Here is a 15,558-nt window from a genome sequence, read left to right on the forward strand (position 1 = left end):
GATCCTTTCAGCGCGCCAGCCAGCCGCCGTCCACCGGCAGCACGATACCATGCACATAGTCGGCCGCCCGCGAGGACAGGAACACCGCGGCGCCGCCGATATCGGTCGGGTCGCCCCAGCGGCCGGCCGGGATGCGGCCGAGGATGGCCGCGTTGCGATCCGCGTCGGCGCGCAGGGCCTCGGTGTTGTTGGTGACGAAATAGCCGGGGGCGATGGCGTTCACATTGATGCCCTTCGCCGCCCATTCGCAGGCGAGGAGGCGCGTGAGGCCGGCCAGCCCGCTCTTGCTCGCCGTGTAGGACGGAATGCGGATGCCCCCCTGGAAGGAGAGCAGGGAGGCGATGTTGACGACCTTGCCGCCCTTCCCGTCCGCCAGCATGCGCCGGGCGAAGGCCTGGGTGAGGAAGAAGGTGGACTTGAGGTTCACGTCCATCACCTCGTCCCAGTCTTCTTCCGTGAAGTCGATGGCGTCCGCGCGGCGGATGATGCCGGCATTGTTGACGAGGATATCGACGCGCCCGCCGATCTCCGCCTCGGCGACGATGCGGTCGATGGGCTTGAGGGTGGCAAGGTCGGCGCGGACGGCGGTGAAGCTGCCGCCGGCGGCTGCCACCAAAGCGGCGGTTTCGTCCATGGCGGAGCGGCCCACCCCCACCACCCCCGCGCCGGCCCGCGCGAGCGCGACGGCGATGGCCTGGCCGAGGCCGGTATTGGCGCCGGTGACGACGGCCCTGCGGCCGGACAGATCAAACGGAATCACGACACTCACTTCAGTTGGTCCATGGCAACCATGTCCATGTCCGTATAGTCGATATTGTCGCCGCCCATGCCCCAGATGAAGGTGTAGGCGCGCGTGCCGCAGCCGGAATGGATGGACCAGGGCGGCGAGATCACCGCCTGCCCGTCCGCCACCACGATATGGCGCGTCTGGGTCGGCTGGCCCATCAGGTGGATGACGCGGGCGTCCGCCATGAGGTCGAAATAGAGATAGACCTCCGAGCGCCGGTCGTGGACGTGGCAGGGCATGGTGTTCCACACATTGCCCTCGTCCAGCTGGGTCATGCCCATCACCAGCTGGCAGGAGGTCACCACGTCCGGGTGGATCATCTGGTAGATGGTGCGCCGATTGGCCGTGGCGGCCTCGCCCAGCAGCATCTTCCTGGCTTGTGCGATCCGCACCACCTTGGTCTCGTATCGCGCATGGGCGGGCGTGGAGAGCAGATAGAAACGGGCCGGCACATCGGCGCTGTCGGAGGTGAACAGCACCTCCTTCGTGCCCATGGGCACATAGATGGCGTCCCGGTTCCCCAGCGCATGGACAACGCCGTCCACGCGCACCTTGCCGGCGCCGCCGATGTTGAAGACGCCCAGCTCCCGCCGGTCGAGGAAATTGGGCGAGCCGATGGTGGCCTTGTCGCTCTCCAGCGCCAGCGGCACCGTGACCGGCGTGGCCCCGCCGATGACGAAGCGCTCCACATGGCTGTAGGTGAGCAGCACCATGCCCGGCTCGAACAGGCGCTCCACCAGATAGTTGCGTCTGAGCGCCTCGGTGTCGAAGCCGCGTGTGGCGTCCTGGTGGTGCACGTGGCGCACGTCGATCATCATGGGGCAGTCTCGGGGCAGGAGAGCAGGGACGAGCGGAACGGCGGCTAGCGGAACGGGGGCTAGCGGAACACCGCCGGTAGCCAGAGCGACACGGCCGGCACGTAGGTGACGATCATCAGCACCGCGACGGAGGCGCCGAAGAAGGGCCAGATGGTCTTCATCGCCTCGCCGATGGTGATCTTGCCCACCGCGCAGCCCACGAACAGCACCGAGCCCACGGGCGGCGTGTTCAGCCCGATGCCGGCGTTGAGGATCAGGATCACCCCGAAATGCACGGGATCGATGCCGAAGGCCTTCACCAGCGGCAGGAAGATGGGCGTGCAGATGATGATCATCGGCGCCATGTCCATGAAGGTGCCGAGGATGAGCAGGATGATGTTGATGAGCAGCAGGATGACGTAGGGGTTGGACGAGACCGCCTGCATCAGCTCGATGGTGGCCTTGGGCACCTGGAGGAAGGCCATGAGCCAGCCGAAGGACGCCGCCGTGCCTATGACGAGCAGCACCATGGCCGTGGTGCGCACCGCGCCCAGCGTCGCCTCCACGAAGCCCGCCCAGTCCATCTCCCGGTAGACGAAGGTCGTCACCAGCAGCGCATAGATGACGGCGATGCAGGAACTCTCCGTCGCGGTGAAGATGCCCGACCGCACCCCGCCGAAGATGATGCCGATGAGCATGATGCCGGGGATGGCCGCCACCACCGAGCGCAGCACCGCATACCAGCCGGGAAAGGTGCCGGCGGGGTAGCCGCGATTGCGGGCCACCATGTAGGCCGTGATCATCATCGCCGCGGCGAGCAGGAGGCCGGGCATGATGCCGGCGGTGAACAGGTCGGCAATCGAGATCGTGCCGCCCGCCGACAGGGAATAGATGATCATGTTGTGCGACGGCGGGATCATCAGCGCGATGATGGCCGAGTTCACCGTCACGTTGACCGCATAGTCCTTGGCATAGCCGTGGCGCGCCATCTGCGGGATCATGATGCCGCCGATGGCCGAGGCGTCCGCCACCGCCGAGCCGGAGATGCCGCCGAACAGGGTGGAGGCCACCACGTTCACCTGCCCCAGCCCCCCCCGCAGATGCCCGACGAGGCTCGCCGCCATGCCGATGAGCCGGTCGGCGATGCCGCCGCGCATCATCAGGTCGCCGGCGAAGATGAAGAAGGGGATGGCCAGCATGGAGAAGGCGTTCATGCCGGAATTCAGCTGCTGGAACACCACCACCGGCGGCAGATCGAGATAAAGCACGGTCGCCAGCGAGGCGAGGCCGAGGCAGAAGGCCACCGGCGTGCCGATGACGAGGAGCAGCGCGAAGACGCCGAAGAGGATGGTGATGGCCATGGGTCTGGTCCGGCGTCATTCCACGGTGTGGACATGGGCGAGCGGCACTTCCGGCACCCGTCCCTCGGTGAGGTCGGTGAGGAGCCGCTCGAACGAGAACAGGCAGATGAGCGCGCCGCCGCCCACCAGCGGCAGGTAGTCCACGCCCTGCGGCAGGTCCACGCCCGCCATCTTGGCGCTCCAGGTGCCCATGGCGAGATCCCAGCCGTACCAGGCCATGGCGCCGCCGAAGCCCATGACAAGCACGTGGGTGGCGATCTCCATCACGCGCCGCACCGGTGGGGAGGCGAAATGCAGGCCGATCTCGAAGCCGAGATGCATGTTCTCGCGCACGCCCACCGCCGCGCCGAGCAGGATGAACCAGCTCATGAGCAGCAAGGACAGCGGCTCGGTCCAGCTCGGCGAGGCATTCAGCACGTAGCGGCCGATGACCTGCCAGAACACCGCCGCCGTCATGGCGACGAGGCCGGCACCGGAGATCCACAGCGCCACCGCCGACAGGGCACGCACCACGCGCCTCAGCGCGAGCAGCGGAGCCGGCCTTGCAGCCTCTCCGCTCCCGCTGGAACGCTCGCTGGACTTGATGTTCATGCCGCTGCGCCTCCCGGGGATGGCCGGGCGCGCAGGCCCGGCCGGTGCCGCGCCTTCAGTTCACCGCCCGGATGCGGGCGACGAGGTCCTTCATCTTGTCGGTGGTGACGAACTTGTCGTAGACCGGCTTCATGGCGTCGATGAAGGGCTTCTTGTCCACCTCGTTGATGATGGCGCCGCCCTTGACCACGTGGTCCTTGGCCTCGACATCGCGCTTGGCCCACAGCTCGCGCATCTTCTTGGTCGCCTCGAGCCCGGCCTCCTTGAACATCTTCTGCTCGTCCGGGCTCAGTTTGTCGAAGGCGCGCTTCGACATCACGAACACCTCCGGCGCCAGCGAGTGCTCGGTGAGCGAATAGTATTTTGCCACCTCGTAGTGCTTCACCGAGTCATAGGAGGGATAGTTGTTCTCCGCGCCGTCCACGAGGCCGGTCTGGAGGCCGGAGTAAAGCTCGCCGAACGGCATGGGCGTCGCGTTGGCGCCGAGCGCGTTGATCATCGCGATGAACAGGTCCGACTGCTGCACGCGGATCTTCATGCCCTTCATGTCGTCGAGGGTCTTTATGGGCTTCTTGGAATTGTACATGGAGCGGGCGCCGCTATCGAAGAAGCCCAGCACCACGAGGCCATGCGGCTCGAAGGCTTTCGCGATCTCCGCGCCGATGGGCCCGTCCACCACCTTGTACATGTGGTCGGTGGAGCGGAACAGGAACGGCATGCCGAGCACCGCCGTCTCGGGGATCAGATTGTTGAACGGCGCGGTGTTGACGCGGTTGAGATCGATCACGCCGAAGCGGGTCTGCTCGATGGTGTCCTTCTCGCCGCCGAGCTGGCCGGAGGAGAAGACCTGCACCTTGTACTTGCCGTTCGACTTCTTCTCGATGATCTCGCCGAAATACTTCACGGATTCGACGGTGGGGTAGCCGTCCGGGTGGATGTCGGCGGACCGCAGCGTGGTCTGGGCCATCGCCGGCAGCGCCGAGAGCGCAAGGCCGGAGAGCGCAAGGGCGACGGCGCGGGAGGTCAGTCGGCGTCGGGTCAGCATGGGCGTTCTCCCTGTGTGTCGGATATTTTTCCGCTTTATTGCGGCCTTTGCGGCCGTTCACTTCCCACGGGCGCGGCGGCCTACATCACCGCGCCGATCTGCCAGGGCACGAACTCGGCATCGCCGTAGCCCAGTTCCTCGGACTTGGTGTGGGCGCCGGAGGCAACCGCCAGCACCTTGTCGAAGATCTCGCGGCCCTTCTCCTCCAGCGACACGCCATCGAGCACGTCGCCGCAATTGATGTCCATGTCCTCTTCCATCCGGCGATAGATGTCGGAATTGGTGGCGAGCTTGATGGAGGGGGTGGGCTTGGCGCCGAAGGCGGAGCCGCGACCGGTGGTGAAGCAGATGACGTTCGCCCCGCCCGCCACCTGCCCGGTGGCGGCCACCGGATCGTAGCCGGGGGTGTCCATGAAGACGAAGCCGGCATCCGTCACCGGCTCGGCATATTCATAGACCGCGCGCAGGGTGGAGGAACCGCCCTTGGCGGCGGCGCCCAGCGACTTCTCCAGAATGGTCGTGAGCCCGCCCGCCTTGTTGCCGGGCGAGGGATTGTTGTTCATCTCCCCCGCATTGCGGGCGGTGTACTCCTCCCACCACTTGATGCGGGCGACCAGCTTCTCGCCGACCTCGCGGGTCGCGGCACGGCGGGTCAGCAGGTGCTCGGCCCCGTAGATCTCCGGCGTCTCGGAGAGAATGGAGGTACCGCCCTGCGCCACCAGCAGGTCGGAAGCCACCCCCAGCGCGGGGTTCGCCGTGAGCGCCGAATAGCCATCCGAGCCGCCGCACTGGAGCGCCAGCACGATCTCGGACGCCGGCCGGGCCTCCCGCTGGGCGGCGGCGGCGCGGGGCGCCATCTCCTTCAGCGTGCCGAGGATGTGCTCCACCGTGCGGCGCGTGCCGCCCTCGTCCTGGATGGTGAGGGTGCGAAAGCCGTCCGCCTCCTCCACCCCATATTCCTGCTTGAAGCGGGCGATCTGGAACATCTCGCAGCCGAGCCCCACCATCACCACGGCGGCGAAGTTGGGGTGGGTGGCATAGCCCCAGAGGGTGCGCGAGAGCACGTCATAGCCCTCGCCCTTGGAGGCCATGCCGCAGCCGGTGCCGTGGATGATGGGCACGATGCCGTCGATGCCTGGAAAGTCCGCGAGGATGCCGGAGCGCTCCGCCGCCTGCGCCGCGAACCGCGCCACTGAGGCCGAGCAGTTCACGCTGGTGAGGATGCCGAGATAGTTGCGCGTGCCGGTGCGCCCGTTGGAGCGGCGGAAGCCCATGAAGTGGGCGCGCTCGGCCTCCGGCACCAGCACATCGTCGCGGGCGTCGGCGGCGAAGGCGTAGTCGCGGGCGAAATCGTGCAGCACCACATTGTGGGTGTGGATGTGGGCACCGGGGGCGATGTCCTCGCTGGCAAAGCCGATGACCTGGCCGAACTTCACCACCGATGCGCCGGCGGGAATGGGCTCGATGGCCACCTTGTGGCCGCGCGGGATGCGCTGGGTGGCGACGATGCCCGCGACCGAACCGCCGGGCGCAACCTCGTCCAGCGCCACCGCCAGATTGTCCTTCGCAGAAAGCCGAAGGGTGCGTGGCGCCATGCCCGCCTCCATCCCCATGAGCACGTCTCCCCGACCTGTTTCACGGCCACTCTCGGACCCGCGCCTTCGTTGACGCTCTTGATATGCTAATATATTAGTATGGAAGACCTCGCAAGAGCGGGCAGGCTGCCGGGGAGGCTGGAACGGTGGTGGTGACGGGGGCGGATCTCAGGCGCAGGCCGGCGCTTCGCAGCGAGAATGTCCGTGCGGCGCCGGCATCCTCACGCATCCACGCCGCCCTGCGCGACGACATCGTGGCCATGACCCTTCCGCCCGGCGCGCCGCTGCAAGAAAAGCAGATCGCCCTCGCCTACGGCGTCAGCCGTACGCCGGTGCGCGAGGCCATCCTGAAGCTCGCCGACGAGCGGCTGGTGGACATCTTTCCCCAGTACGGCACCTTCGTCTCGCGCATCTCGGTGCCGGCGGTGCGCGACGCCATGATCATCCGCAACGCGCTGGAGCGCACCAGCGTGCGCGAGGCGGCGGCCCATGTGGCGACGCTGCCGGAGAAGGCGCGGCGGGTGGCGATGGCGCCGCTCCTCGGCACCCTGCGCCAGCAACGCGCCGCCCACCGCGCCGGGGCGCTGGCGGAGTTCCACGCCGCCGACGAGGCCTTCCACCAGATCATCGCGGAGCTTGCCGGCCACCCGAACATCTGGCGGGTCATCCGGCAGGAAAAGGCGCACGTGGACCGCTGCCGCCTCCTCACTTTGCCCTCCCCCCAGCGCCGCGCCAGCGTCATCGCCGAGCACCAGATGGTGGCCGATGCCATCGGCGAGGGCGATGCGGACGGGGCGGAAAAGGCCATGGCGGCCCATCTCGGCCGGGTCATCCCCAGCGTCGAGGATCTGGGCGCCGCCCACCCCGATTATTTCGAGGCGGAAGGTGCGCCCGCCGATGCCGTGAACGCGAGGTGAGTTCCGTGTCCAGCCTCCTCCATCCCGATCGCCTGCTGCCCGCCGATCCGTCCGTTCGCGCGGTGGCGCGCCGGCTCTATGGGGAGGTGGAGGCGCTGCCCATCGTCTCGCCCCACGGCCACACCGACCCGCGCTGGTATGCCTTCAACGAGAACTTCCCCGATCCCGCGCGGCTGTTCGTGGTGCCGGACCATTATGTGTTCCGGATGCTCTACTCTCAGGGCATCCCGCTGGAAAAGCTCGGCGTTCCCCGTGCGGACGGCGGCGAGACCGAGCAGGACGGCCGGGCCATCTGGCGCCTGTTCGCGGCCAACTACCACCTCTTCCGTGGCACCCCCACGCGGGCATGGCTGGACCACGCCTTCGCCACCCTGTTCGGCCTTGAGGAGCGTCTCAGCGAGAAGACCGCAGATGCCGCCTACGACCTCATCGCCGATAAGCTGCAACAGGAGGCGTTCAAGCCCCGCGCCCTGTTCGAGCGCTTCAACATCGAGGTGATCGCCACCACCGAAAGCCCGCTGGACGACCTTTCCGCCCATGCGGAAATTCGCGCCAGCGGCTGGGGCGGACGGGTGGTGACGGCCTATCGGCCCGATCCGGTGGTGGACCCGGAGTTCGAGGGCTTCACCACGAACCTGCGCCGGTTCGGCGAGATCACCGGGGAGGACACCTTTTCCTGGCCGGGCTATCTCGCCGCCCACCGCAAGCGGCGCGCCTTCTTCAAGACCTTCGGCGCCACCTCCAGCGACCACGGCCACCCCACCGCCGCGACCTTCGACCTGCCGCCGCAGGAGGCGGAGGCGCTGTTCCGCCGTGTCACCGGCAATGCACCCGTGAGCGTGCAGGATGCCGAGCTGTTCCGCGGCCAGATGCTCACCGAGATGGCGCGCATGAGCCTTGAGGACGGGCTGGTGATGCAGATCCATCCCGGCGCCATGCGCAACCACAACGGCCAGATCTTCGCCCGCTTCGGCCGGGACAAGGGGGCGGACATCCCCTCCCCCACCGAATATGTGCGCGCGCTGAAGCCGCTGCTGGACCGTTTCGGCAACGAAGCCGGCCTCACCCTCATCCTCTTCACGCTGGATGAGACGAGCTATGCCCGCGAGCTGGCGCCGCTGGCGGGCCACTACCCGGCGCTGCGGCTCGGCCCGGCGTGGTGGTTCCATGACAGCCCGGAGGGCATGAAGCGCTTCCGCGCCATGACCACCGAGACCGCCGGCTTCTACAACACCGTGGGCTTCAACGACGACACCCGCGCCTTCCCCTCCATCCCCGCCCGGCATGACGTGGCGCGGCGCATCGATTGCGGCTTCCTCGCCGAGCTCGTGTGCGAGCACCGGCTGGACGAGGACGAGGCGGTAGAGGTGGCGCGCGATCTGGCCTATGGGCTCGCCAAGAAGGCCTACAGGCTTTGAGCCCCCGGCTCTCGCTTTCGACCCTCGCCGACCTGCCCGCCGCCGTCGCCCGCCCGGCGTATGACATTGCGGCGGCGGAGGTGGGGGTGGTGCATCTGGGCGTCGGCGCCTTCCACCGCGCCCATCAGGCGGCCTATCTCGACGCCATCCTCGCGCGCGGGCACACGGGCTGGGCCATCTGCGGCGCCAGCCTGCGCTCGCCCGACACCTCGGACGCGCTCGATCCGCAGGATGGCCTCTACACGCTCGCCGAACGCTCGGGCGCGGGGGACAAGCTGCGCGTCATCGGATCGCTCCGCCGGCTGCTGGTGGCGCCGCGCGATCCCGAGGCGCTGCTGTCGGCCATGTCCGATCCGCGCGTGCGCATCGTCACCCTCACCGTCACCGAAAAGGGCTATTGCCACGATCCCGCCTCGGGCACGCTGGACGAGGCGCACCCGGACATCCGCGCCGATCTGGCGAACCCGCACCGGCCGGTGAGCGCGCCCGGCTTTCTGGTGGAGGCCCTCGCCCGCCGCCGCGCCGCCGGCATCGCCCCCTTCACCGTGCTCACCTGCGACAACCTCCCGGCCAACGGCAAGACCGTGGCGCGGGTGACGGCCCGCCTCGCGGCCCTGCGCGACGATGATCTCGGCCGCTTCGTCGCGGGTGAGGTCGCTTTCCCTTCCACCATGGTGGACCGCATCGTGCCCGCCACCACGGACGACGACCGCGCGCTGGTGGCCGCCGGGCTGGGGATGGGAGATGCGTGGCCGGTGATGGCCGAGCCCTTCACCCAATGGGTGGTGGAGGACCATTTCCCCCTCGGCCGGCCGCCTCTGGAGGAGGTGGGCGTGGAGCTGGTGTCGGACGTGGCGCCGTTCGAGCACATGAAGCTGCGCCTGCTGAACGGCGCCCATTCCACCCTCGCCTATCTCGGCTATCTCGCGGGCCACGCCACCATCGCCGACACCATGGCGGTGCCCGCCTTCGCCCGGTTGGTGGCGCGCCTTCAGGATGAGGAGGTGACGCCCACGCTGCATCTGCCCGCGGGCGTGGATGTGGCCGCCTACAAGCGCGCGCTTCGGGAGCGGTTCGCCAATCCGGCGCTCCGGCACCGCACGTGGCAGATCGCCATGGACGGCTCGCAGAAGCTACCCCAGCGCCTCGTCGCCACCGCGCGCGACCGGCTGGCAAAGGGTGCGCCCATTCCGCTCCTCGCCCTCGGTATCGCGGGATGGATGCGCTACGTGACCGGGCGGGACGAACAGGGCAAGGCCATCGACGTGCGCGACCCCCTCGCCGCCCGGCTGAAGGCGCTGGCGGACGAGGCCGGCCCCGATGCGGCGCGGCTCGCCCCGGCTCTGCTCTCGGTGCGCGAGGTGTTCGGCGATCTCGGCACCGACCCGCGCTTCGCCGCCCCGGTGCGCGAGGCGCTGGCCCGCCTCATGGCGCGCGGAGCTGCGGCGACGGTGGAGGAGATGGCGGGCCTTTGACAGCAAAGCGCCCCTCGGCGACGGTCAGAGACCGGGGCCGAGGGCACACGAGGCGCCCGCGCCGCTCAGTGCTTGTTGTTGGAGAGCTTGTCCGACCAGGCCAGCACCAGGCTCGATCCCACGAACACCATGTGGATGATGACCAGCCACATGAGCGTGTTCTCGCTCATGTTCCCCTTGTCGAGGTTCATGAACGCCTTGAGCAGCTGGATGGCGGAGATGGCGACGATGGAGGCCAGCAGCTTCTGCTTCAGGCCGGTGAAGTCCACCCGCGTCATCCAGTCCGGCCAGTCGGGGTGGCCGTCGGGATCGATCTTCGACACGAAGTTCTCGTAGCCGGAGAAGATGACGATCACCACGAGGTTGCAGGTGAGCGTCAGGTCTACCAGAGCGAGGATGCCGAGGATGATGTCGCTCTCGGTGGCCGAGACCGCGTGCAGCACGAAGTGCAGCAGCTCGTGGCCGAACTTGAACAGCAGCACCAGCATGCCCACGACGAGGCCGACATAGAAGGGCGCGAGAATCCAGCGGCTGCGGAACAAAATCCCTTCGATCACCCGCTCGATCATCCCTCACCCCCGCTTTCCCCCGGCGCATGATGCACCGCAACGAGCCGCGGCAAGGGGTGCCACGGCGCGCGCGCGAGGGCAAGCGGGCAAATTCGGCAGGCGCGGCCCCCGGAAGGGTGTGCCTTACTCCTTCACCGCTCCGGTCATGGACGAGACGTAATAGTCCACGAAGAAGGAATAGAGGATCACCACCGGCAGCGAGCCGATGAGGGCGCCGGCCATCAGCGATCCCCATTCATACACGTCCGAGCGCACCAGCTCGGTGAGCACGCCCACCGGCACGGTCTTGTTCTCCGAAGACTGGATGAAGGTGAGCGCGTAGATGAACTCGTTCCACGACAGGGTGAAGGAGAAGATGCCCGCCGAGATCAGCCCCGGCACCGAGAGCGGCAGCAGCACCTTGATGAGGATCTGCCAGCGCGAGGCACCGTCCACCAGCGCGCATTCCTCCAGCTCGAACGGGATGGAGCGGAAATAGCCCATCAGCAGCCAGGTGGAGAAGGGCACGAGGAAGGTGGGATAGGTGAGGATCAGCGCCAGCTTGGTGTCATAGATGCCGAGGCCGAACACCATGATGGCGAGCGGGATGAACAGGATGGAGGGCGGCACCAGATAGGCGAGGAAGATGCCGAGCCCGACCCAGCGCGAGCCGTTGAAGCGCAGGCGCTCGATGGCATAGGCCGCGAACACGCTCGTCACCAGCGAGATGACGGTGGCCGCCACCGAGATGTAGACCGTGTTCCACAGCCAGTGCGGATAGGAGGTCTCGAACAGGAGATACTTGATGTGCTCCAGCGTCGGCTCGACCACCCACAGCGGGGAGTAGTTGTTGTAATCGGTGAGCTGGAAGTTCGGTTTGATGGCGGTGATCGCCATCCAGTAGAACGGGAACAGCAGCACGAAGACAAAGACGATGAGCGGCAGGAAGACGGTGACGACCCGCCGGGGCAGGCTGTCGAGATAGCTCATGCCCGTGGAATTGTCGGTCATCTCAACGGGTTGGGGCTGGGCCATGGGGGTCCTCGCAGAATTGGGGGGCGGCGCGCGGGCTTGAAGGGCGGGCTCAGTCGGCCCCGCCCTGCTGCCACTTGCGGCGCTGCAGGCCGAAATAGCTGAACAAGATCGCCGCCAGCAGGAAGGGGATCATGGCCACGGCGATGGCCGCGCCCTCGCCCAGCGAGCCGCCGGGAATGGCGCGCTGGAAGGAGAGCGTCGCCATGAGATGGGTGGAATTCAGCGGTCCGCCGCGGGTCAGCACGTAGATCAGCTGGAAGTCGGTGAAGGTGAACAGCACCGAGAAGGTCATCACCACCGCGATGATCGGCGAGAGCATGGGCAGCGTGATGTAGCGGAAGCGCTGCCAGTTGGTGGCGCCGTCCAGCGTAGCCGCCTCGTGCAGCGAGGGCGAGATGGTCTGGAGCCCCGCCAGCAGCGAGATGGCGACGAAGGGAATGCCGCGCCAGACATTGGCCGCGATGACCGAGGCGCGGGCATTGGTGACGTCGCCGAGGAAGTTGATGGGCGCGGAGATGAGCCCCATCTTGATGAGCGCCCAGGAGATGATCGAATACTGGCTGTCGAAGATCCACCAGAAGGCGATGGCCGAGAGCACGGTGGGCACCACCCACGGCAGCAGCACCACGGCGCGGAAGAAGGCCTTGAACGGCAGGTTCTCGTTGAGCAGCAGCGCCAGCCACAGGCCGAGGCCGAACTTCAGGATCGAGGCGGCGATGGTGTAGAGGAGCGTGTTGAACACCACCAGCCAGAACAGGCTGTCGCCCCAGAGCGATTCGTAGTTCTCGAGGCCGATGAACACGCCCTCGCGGCCGATGCGCGTGTCGGTGAAGCCGAGCCACACGCCGAGGCCGAGGGGATAGGTGAGGAAGAACAGCAGGAAGACGGCCGCCGGCACCATGAAGGCGATGCCGAGCACGTGCCGGCCCTGACCGATGCCGGCCCAGAAGGACCGCTTGTGGGTCGGCTCAGCCGCTGCGACGTTGGCCATGAATGGGTCTCCGGTATCGCTGTCTTGCTGTCTTGTTGACCTCTCCGCTGGAGAGGGACTTCCCGTCGCGCTTTGTCCGGGGCGTCATGGCCGGCCTTGTGCCGGCCATCCACGTGGTTCCGCCAGTGCCACGGTCGCGCCCTCGCTAAAGCGGCGCGGCGTGGATGCCCGGAACCCGCATTTTTGCGGGTTCCGCATTTAGGTGCGCAAGTCGGCAACAGCCGACTTGCGGCACAAGGCCGGGCATGACGGCGGTATCGAAGGGGCCGGAAACCCCGGCCCCTTGTGTGCCTCAGCGGTAGATGCGCTCGGCGCGCTGCTGGGCGCGCTTGGCGGCTTCTTCCGGCGTGCGCTGGCCGGTGGCGGCTTCCGCCACCATGTCCACGACGATCCAGTCGGCCATGGCCGCGGCCGACTTCGGCCCGAGCGGACCGGCGTAGCCGTTGGGCTGCAGCGTCTCGGAGGCGAGCGCATAGGCGGCGTGGATGGGCTTGGAGGTCCACACCGGATTGTTGGAGAAGCTCTTCAGCGTCTGGCAGCAATAGGCGCTCGCGCCGGTCAGCCAGGCATTGTACTGGTCAGCCTGGAACATGAAGGCGAGATAGGCCTGCGCCGCCTTGGGGAACTTCGAATACTTGAAGATGCAGGCGGTGGTGGTCTGGTGCAGCTCCACCTTCTTGCCGACGGGACCGACCGGGAAGTTGGTGGACTTCATGTCCGCCGCCATCTCGGCGAGCTTGGGGTCGTTGGCCGCCGCGTAATAGACCGACACGCCGTTCGCCGTCACCGACAGGTCGCCGGCGATGAAGGCGCGGTTGTTGTTGACGTCGAGCCAGCTCTCGGTGCCGGGGATGAAGGTCTTGTACAGCTCGGCCACGTATTTCAGGCCGGCGACGGTCTCGGGCGAGTTGATGACCACCTTGCCGCTCTCGTCCACCATCTTGCCGCCGTGGCTCCACAGCACCCAGTGGCAGAAGTTGTTGCCGTCACCCACGCCATGGCCCAGCGTGAAGCCCATGGGGTGGTTGTTGGCCTTGAGCGCCTTGCCGAGTTCGAGAAGGCCCTTGGTGTCCTTCGGGAATTCGGAGAAGCCCGCCTGCTTCACCCAGCTGTCGCGATAGACCACCGCGTTGCCGATGGTGGCGAGCGGCAGGCCGACGAAGCGGCCCTTGACCGTCGCATAGGCCGCGCAGGCCGGATAATAGCCGCCATACTGCTTGGCGAGGCTGTCGGCGAGGTCGGTCACGTCGAGCAGCTTGTCGGGATACTGCTGGGCGTCGTCGAACCACACCCACACGATATCAGGGCCGGAGCCCACGTTGGCGGCGACGGCGGCCTTGGGACGGATGTCCTCCCAGCTCTCCTTGTCGATGCGCACCTCGATGCCGGTGGCCTCGGTGAACTTCTTGGTGTTGGCGATCCAGGCGTCTTCCTCGCCCTTCACGAACGGCGACCAGCGCAGCAGGCGCAGCGAGGCGCCGGCCTCCGGCTCGAACTTGGCGACAGCCTGGGCGATGGCCTCCTTGGTGGAGAGCATGGGCAGGGCCATGGCGCCGGCCGCAAGGCCCGCGCCGCTCATGAGAAGGTCACGTCTGGAAATGGTCATTGGTCTTCCTCCCGTGAAGCGTTTCCTCGAGGACGGGCCGTTTCGGACGACAGTCTCGAACGGTCTTCTTTCCCCCTGATCGTACCGAAGCCCGGCACGGTACCGGACCTTGTCAGAGGCGACTGCCGGTCGCCTCGTCAAAAAGATGTGTGAGGCCCGGCTGCGGCGCGATGCGGATGGTCTCGCCGGGGCTGAAGCTCAGCCGCTCGCGGAACAGGCAGGTGATCTCCTGCGCCGCGGCCCCATCGCCCAGACGGGCGACGACCAGGATCTCCGAGCCGGTGGGCTCGGTGACGACGACCTGGGCCGGCACGCCCGCGGGATCGAGGCGGATGTGCTCGGGGCGCAGGCCGTAGACCACCTTCTGGCCGTCGGCGAGGCCCTGCGCGTCCGGCAGGGGCACCTCGACGCCGCTGTCCGTCACCAGCATGGGATTGGCGCCGAGCCGCACCTTGCCCTTGACGAAGTTCATGGAGGGCGAGCCGATGAAGCCGGCGACGAACTGGTTGGCGGGCCGGTCGTAAAGGTCGAGCGGGGCGCCGATCTGCTCCACGATGCCGTCGTGCATCACCACGATCTTGTCGGCCATGGTCATGGCCTCGATCTGGTCGTGGGTGACGTAGACCGTGGTGGTCTTCAGCCGCTGGTGCAGTTCCTTGATCTCGGTGCGCATCTGCACGCGCAGCTGGGCGTCGAGATTGGAGAGCGGCTCGTCGAACAGGAACACCTGCGGATCACGCACGATGGCGCGGCCCATGGCGACGCGCTGGCGCTGGCCGCCGGAGAGCTGGCGGGGATAGCGGTCGAGCAGCTTGGTGAGGTTGAGGATCTCGGCGGCCCGCTGGACCCGGCTTTCGATCTCGGGCTTCGGGGCTTTGCGCAGCTTCAGCGAGAAGCCCATGTTGTCCGCGACAGTCATGTGCGGATAGAGCGCGTAGTTCTGGAACACCATGGCGATGTCCCGTTCCTTCGGCGGCATCTCGTTGATGACGCGATTGCCGATCAGGATTTCGCCACCGGAGATGTTTTCGAGGCCGGCGATCATGCGCAGCAGCGTGGACTTGCCGCAGCCCGAGGGGCCGACCAGAACCACGAACTCACCGTCGCGGATGTCCACGTCCACGCCATGGATGACCTGCGTCGACCCATAGGCCTTCTTCACACCGCGAATGTCCACGGTCGCCATGCAGCGTCCTCTCCCCTCGCCGTTTCCTCGTGCCGCGCGGGGGCCCTTGAGGACCTTGCCCGATGCAGCCGCACCATTCTTGGGCCGGAACAGACCTCCGGCCGGGCGCCCCTTCCGGAACGCGGCGCGATCATGGTGCGAGGCGAGAACGGGATCAAGTGGAAATTTAAAACGATTGAAGCTCCATTGGACGAAGGTCTGATATG

At 67.2% G+C, this 15,558-nt stretch carries 14 protein-coding genes; 3 read left to right on the forward strand and 11 right to left on the reverse strand.

Annotated features, from left to right (window positions below; all coding sequences use genetic code 11):
- Nucleotides 1-7: 7 nt before the first annotated feature.
- The 6 genes from kduD to A37E_RS0102965 form a co-directional block, all read right to left on the reverse strand.
- Nucleotides 8-769: a 2-dehydro-3-deoxy-D-gluconate 5-dehydrogenase KduD gene (gene kduD / locus A37E_RS0102940; RefSeq protein ID WP_029555250.1), complete on the reverse strand. Its 762-nt coding sequence runs from the start codon at nt 767-769 to the stop codon at nt 8-10.
- Nucleotides 766-1,605, reverse strand: coding sequence for a 5-dehydro-4-deoxy-D-glucuronate isomerase (gene kduI, locus A37E_RS0102945; protein ID WP_029555251.1), 840 nt, complete (start codon nt 1,603-1,605; stop codon nt 766-768). The genes kduD and kduI overlap by 4 nt, the downstream gene beginning before the upstream one ends.
- 59 nt (nt 1,606-1,664) lie before the next feature.
- Nucleotides 1,665-2,945: a TRAP transporter large permease gene (locus A37E_RS0102950; protein WP_024280315.1), complete on the reverse strand. Its 1,281-nt coding sequence runs from the start codon at nt 2,943-2,945 to the stop codon at nt 1,665-1,667.
- 15 nt (nt 2,946-2,960) lie between these two features.
- A complete protein-coding gene (locus A37E_RS0102955; protein WP_051678744.1) occupies nt 2,961-3,536 on the reverse strand; it encodes a TRAP transporter small permease in 576 nt (191 codons plus the stop codon).
- Nucleotides 3,537-3,591: 55 nt separating this feature from the next.
- A complete protein-coding gene (locus A37E_RS0102960) occupies nt 3,592-4,581 on the reverse strand; it encodes a TRAP transporter substrate-binding protein (protein ID WP_029555253.1) in 990 nt (329 codons plus the stop codon).
- An 80-nt stretch (nt 4,582-4,661) separates the two neighbouring features.
- Entirely contained in the window at nt 4,662-6,176 is a 1,515-nt protein-coding gene (locus tag A37E_RS0102965; protein ID WP_156026226.1) for an altronate dehydratase family protein, read from the reverse strand.
- Nucleotides 6,177-6,328: 152 nt separating this feature from the next.
- Here A37E_RS0102965 and A37E_RS0102970 point away from each other — a divergent pair, with 152 nt between their 5' ends.
- The 3 genes from A37E_RS0102970 to A37E_RS0102980 are packed head-to-tail and all read left to right on the forward strand — an operon-like array spanning nt 6,329 to nt 9,986.
- Nucleotides 6,329-7,093 carry a GntR family transcriptional regulator gene (locus A37E_RS0102970; protein WP_280938439.1) on the forward strand — a complete coding sequence of 255 codons (765 nt, stop codon included), beginning with the start codon at nt 6,329-6,331 and terminating at the stop codon, nt 7,091-7,093.
- 5 nt (nt 7,094-7,098) lie between these two features.
- Nucleotides 7,099-8,511, forward strand: a complete 1,413-nt coding sequence (uxaC, locus tag A37E_RS0102975; RefSeq protein ID WP_029555256.1) for a glucuronate isomerase — start codon at nt 7,099-7,101, stop codon at nt 8,509-8,511.
- On the forward strand, nt 8,508-9,986 hold the full coding sequence (locus A37E_RS0102980; protein ID WP_029555257.1) for a mannitol dehydrogenase family protein: 1,479 nt from the start codon (nt 8,508-8,510) through the stop codon (nt 9,984-9,986). The genes uxaC and A37E_RS0102980 overlap by 4 nt, the downstream gene beginning before the upstream one ends.
- Before the next feature lie 65 nt (nt 9,987-10,051).
- Here the strand turns inward: A37E_RS0102980 and A37E_RS0102985 are convergent, their stop codons facing one another.
- From A37E_RS0102985 to ugpC, 5 genes are all read right to left on the reverse strand, one after another.
- Entirely contained in the window at nt 10,052-10,555 is a 504-nt protein-coding gene (locus A37E_RS0102985; RefSeq protein ID WP_197022919.1) for a TIGR00645 family protein, read from the reverse strand.
- Nucleotides 10,556-10,678: 123 nt separating this feature from the next.
- Nucleotides 10,679-11,569, reverse strand: coding sequence for a carbohydrate ABC transporter permease (locus tag A37E_RS0102990; RefSeq protein WP_029555259.1), 891 nt, complete (start codon nt 11,567-11,569; stop codon nt 10,679-10,681).
- 49 nt (nt 11,570-11,618) lie between these two features.
- Entirely contained in the window at nt 11,619-12,560 is a 942-nt protein-coding gene (locus A37E_RS0102995) for a sugar ABC transporter permease (protein WP_024280324.1), read from the reverse strand.
- Between the two features lie 292 nt (nt 12,561-12,852).
- The gene (locus tag A37E_RS0103000; RefSeq protein ID WP_029555260.1) at nt 12,853-14,166 is read right to left on the reverse strand and encodes an ABC transporter substrate-binding protein; all 1,314 of its coding nucleotides are present in this window, start codon (nt 14,164-14,166) and stop codon (nt 12,853-12,855) included.
- Nucleotides 14,167-14,278: 112 nt separating this feature from the next.
- Nucleotides 14,279-15,352: a sn-glycerol-3-phosphate ABC transporter ATP-binding protein UgpC gene (gene ugpC, locus A37E_RS0103005; protein WP_029555261.1), complete on the reverse strand. Its 1,074-nt coding sequence runs from the start codon at nt 15,350-15,352 to the stop codon at nt 14,279-14,281.
- Nucleotides 15,353-15,558: the final 206 nt, after the last annotated feature.

This window comes from Xanthobacter sp. 91, assembly GCF_000702385.1.
Lineage (GTDB): Bacteria > Pseudomonadota > Alphaproteobacteria > Rhizobiales > Xanthobacteraceae > Xanthobacter > Xanthobacter aminoxidans.

Excerpts from the sequence above, each read along its gene's own strand:
- kduI (WP_029555251.1), bottom strand. The coding sequence starts at position 1,605 with ATGATGATCGACGTGCGCCACGTGCACCACCAGGACGCCACACGCGGC.
- A37E_RS0102950 (WP_024280315.1), bottom strand. The coding sequence starts at position 2,945 with ATGGCCATCACCATCCTCTTCGGCGTCTTCGCGCTGCTCCTCGTCATC.
- A37E_RS0102955 (WP_051678744.1), bottom strand. The coding sequence starts at position 3,536 with ATGAACATCAAGTCCAGCGAGCGTTCCAGCGGGAGCGGAGAGGCTGCA.
- A37E_RS0102960 (WP_029555253.1), bottom strand. The coding sequence starts at position 4,581 with ATGCTGACCCGACGCCGACTGACCTCCCGCGCCGTCGCCCTTGCGCTC.
- A37E_RS0102965 (WP_156026226.1), bottom strand. The coding sequence starts at position 6,176 with ATGGCGCCACGCACCCTTCGGCTTTCTGCGAAGGACAATCTGGCGGTG.
- A37E_RS0102985 (WP_197022919.1), bottom strand. The coding sequence starts at position 10,555 with ATGATCGAGCGGGTGATCGAAGGGATTTTGTTCCGCAGCCGCTGGATT.
- A37E_RS0102990 (WP_029555259.1), bottom strand. The coding sequence starts at position 11,569 with ATGGCCCAGCCCCAACCCGTTGAGATGACCGACAATTCCACGGGCATG.
- A37E_RS0102995 (WP_024280324.1), bottom strand. The coding sequence starts at position 12,560 with ATGGCCAACGTCGCAGCGGCTGAGCCGACCCACAAGCGGTCCTTCTGG.
- A37E_RS0103000 (WP_029555260.1), bottom strand. The coding sequence starts at position 14,166 with ATGACCATTTCCAGACGTGACCTTCTCATGAGCGGCGCGGGCCTTGCG.
- ugpC (WP_029555261.1), bottom strand. The coding sequence starts at position 15,352 with ATGGCGACCGTGGACATTCGCGGTGTGAAGAAGGCCTATGGGTCGACG.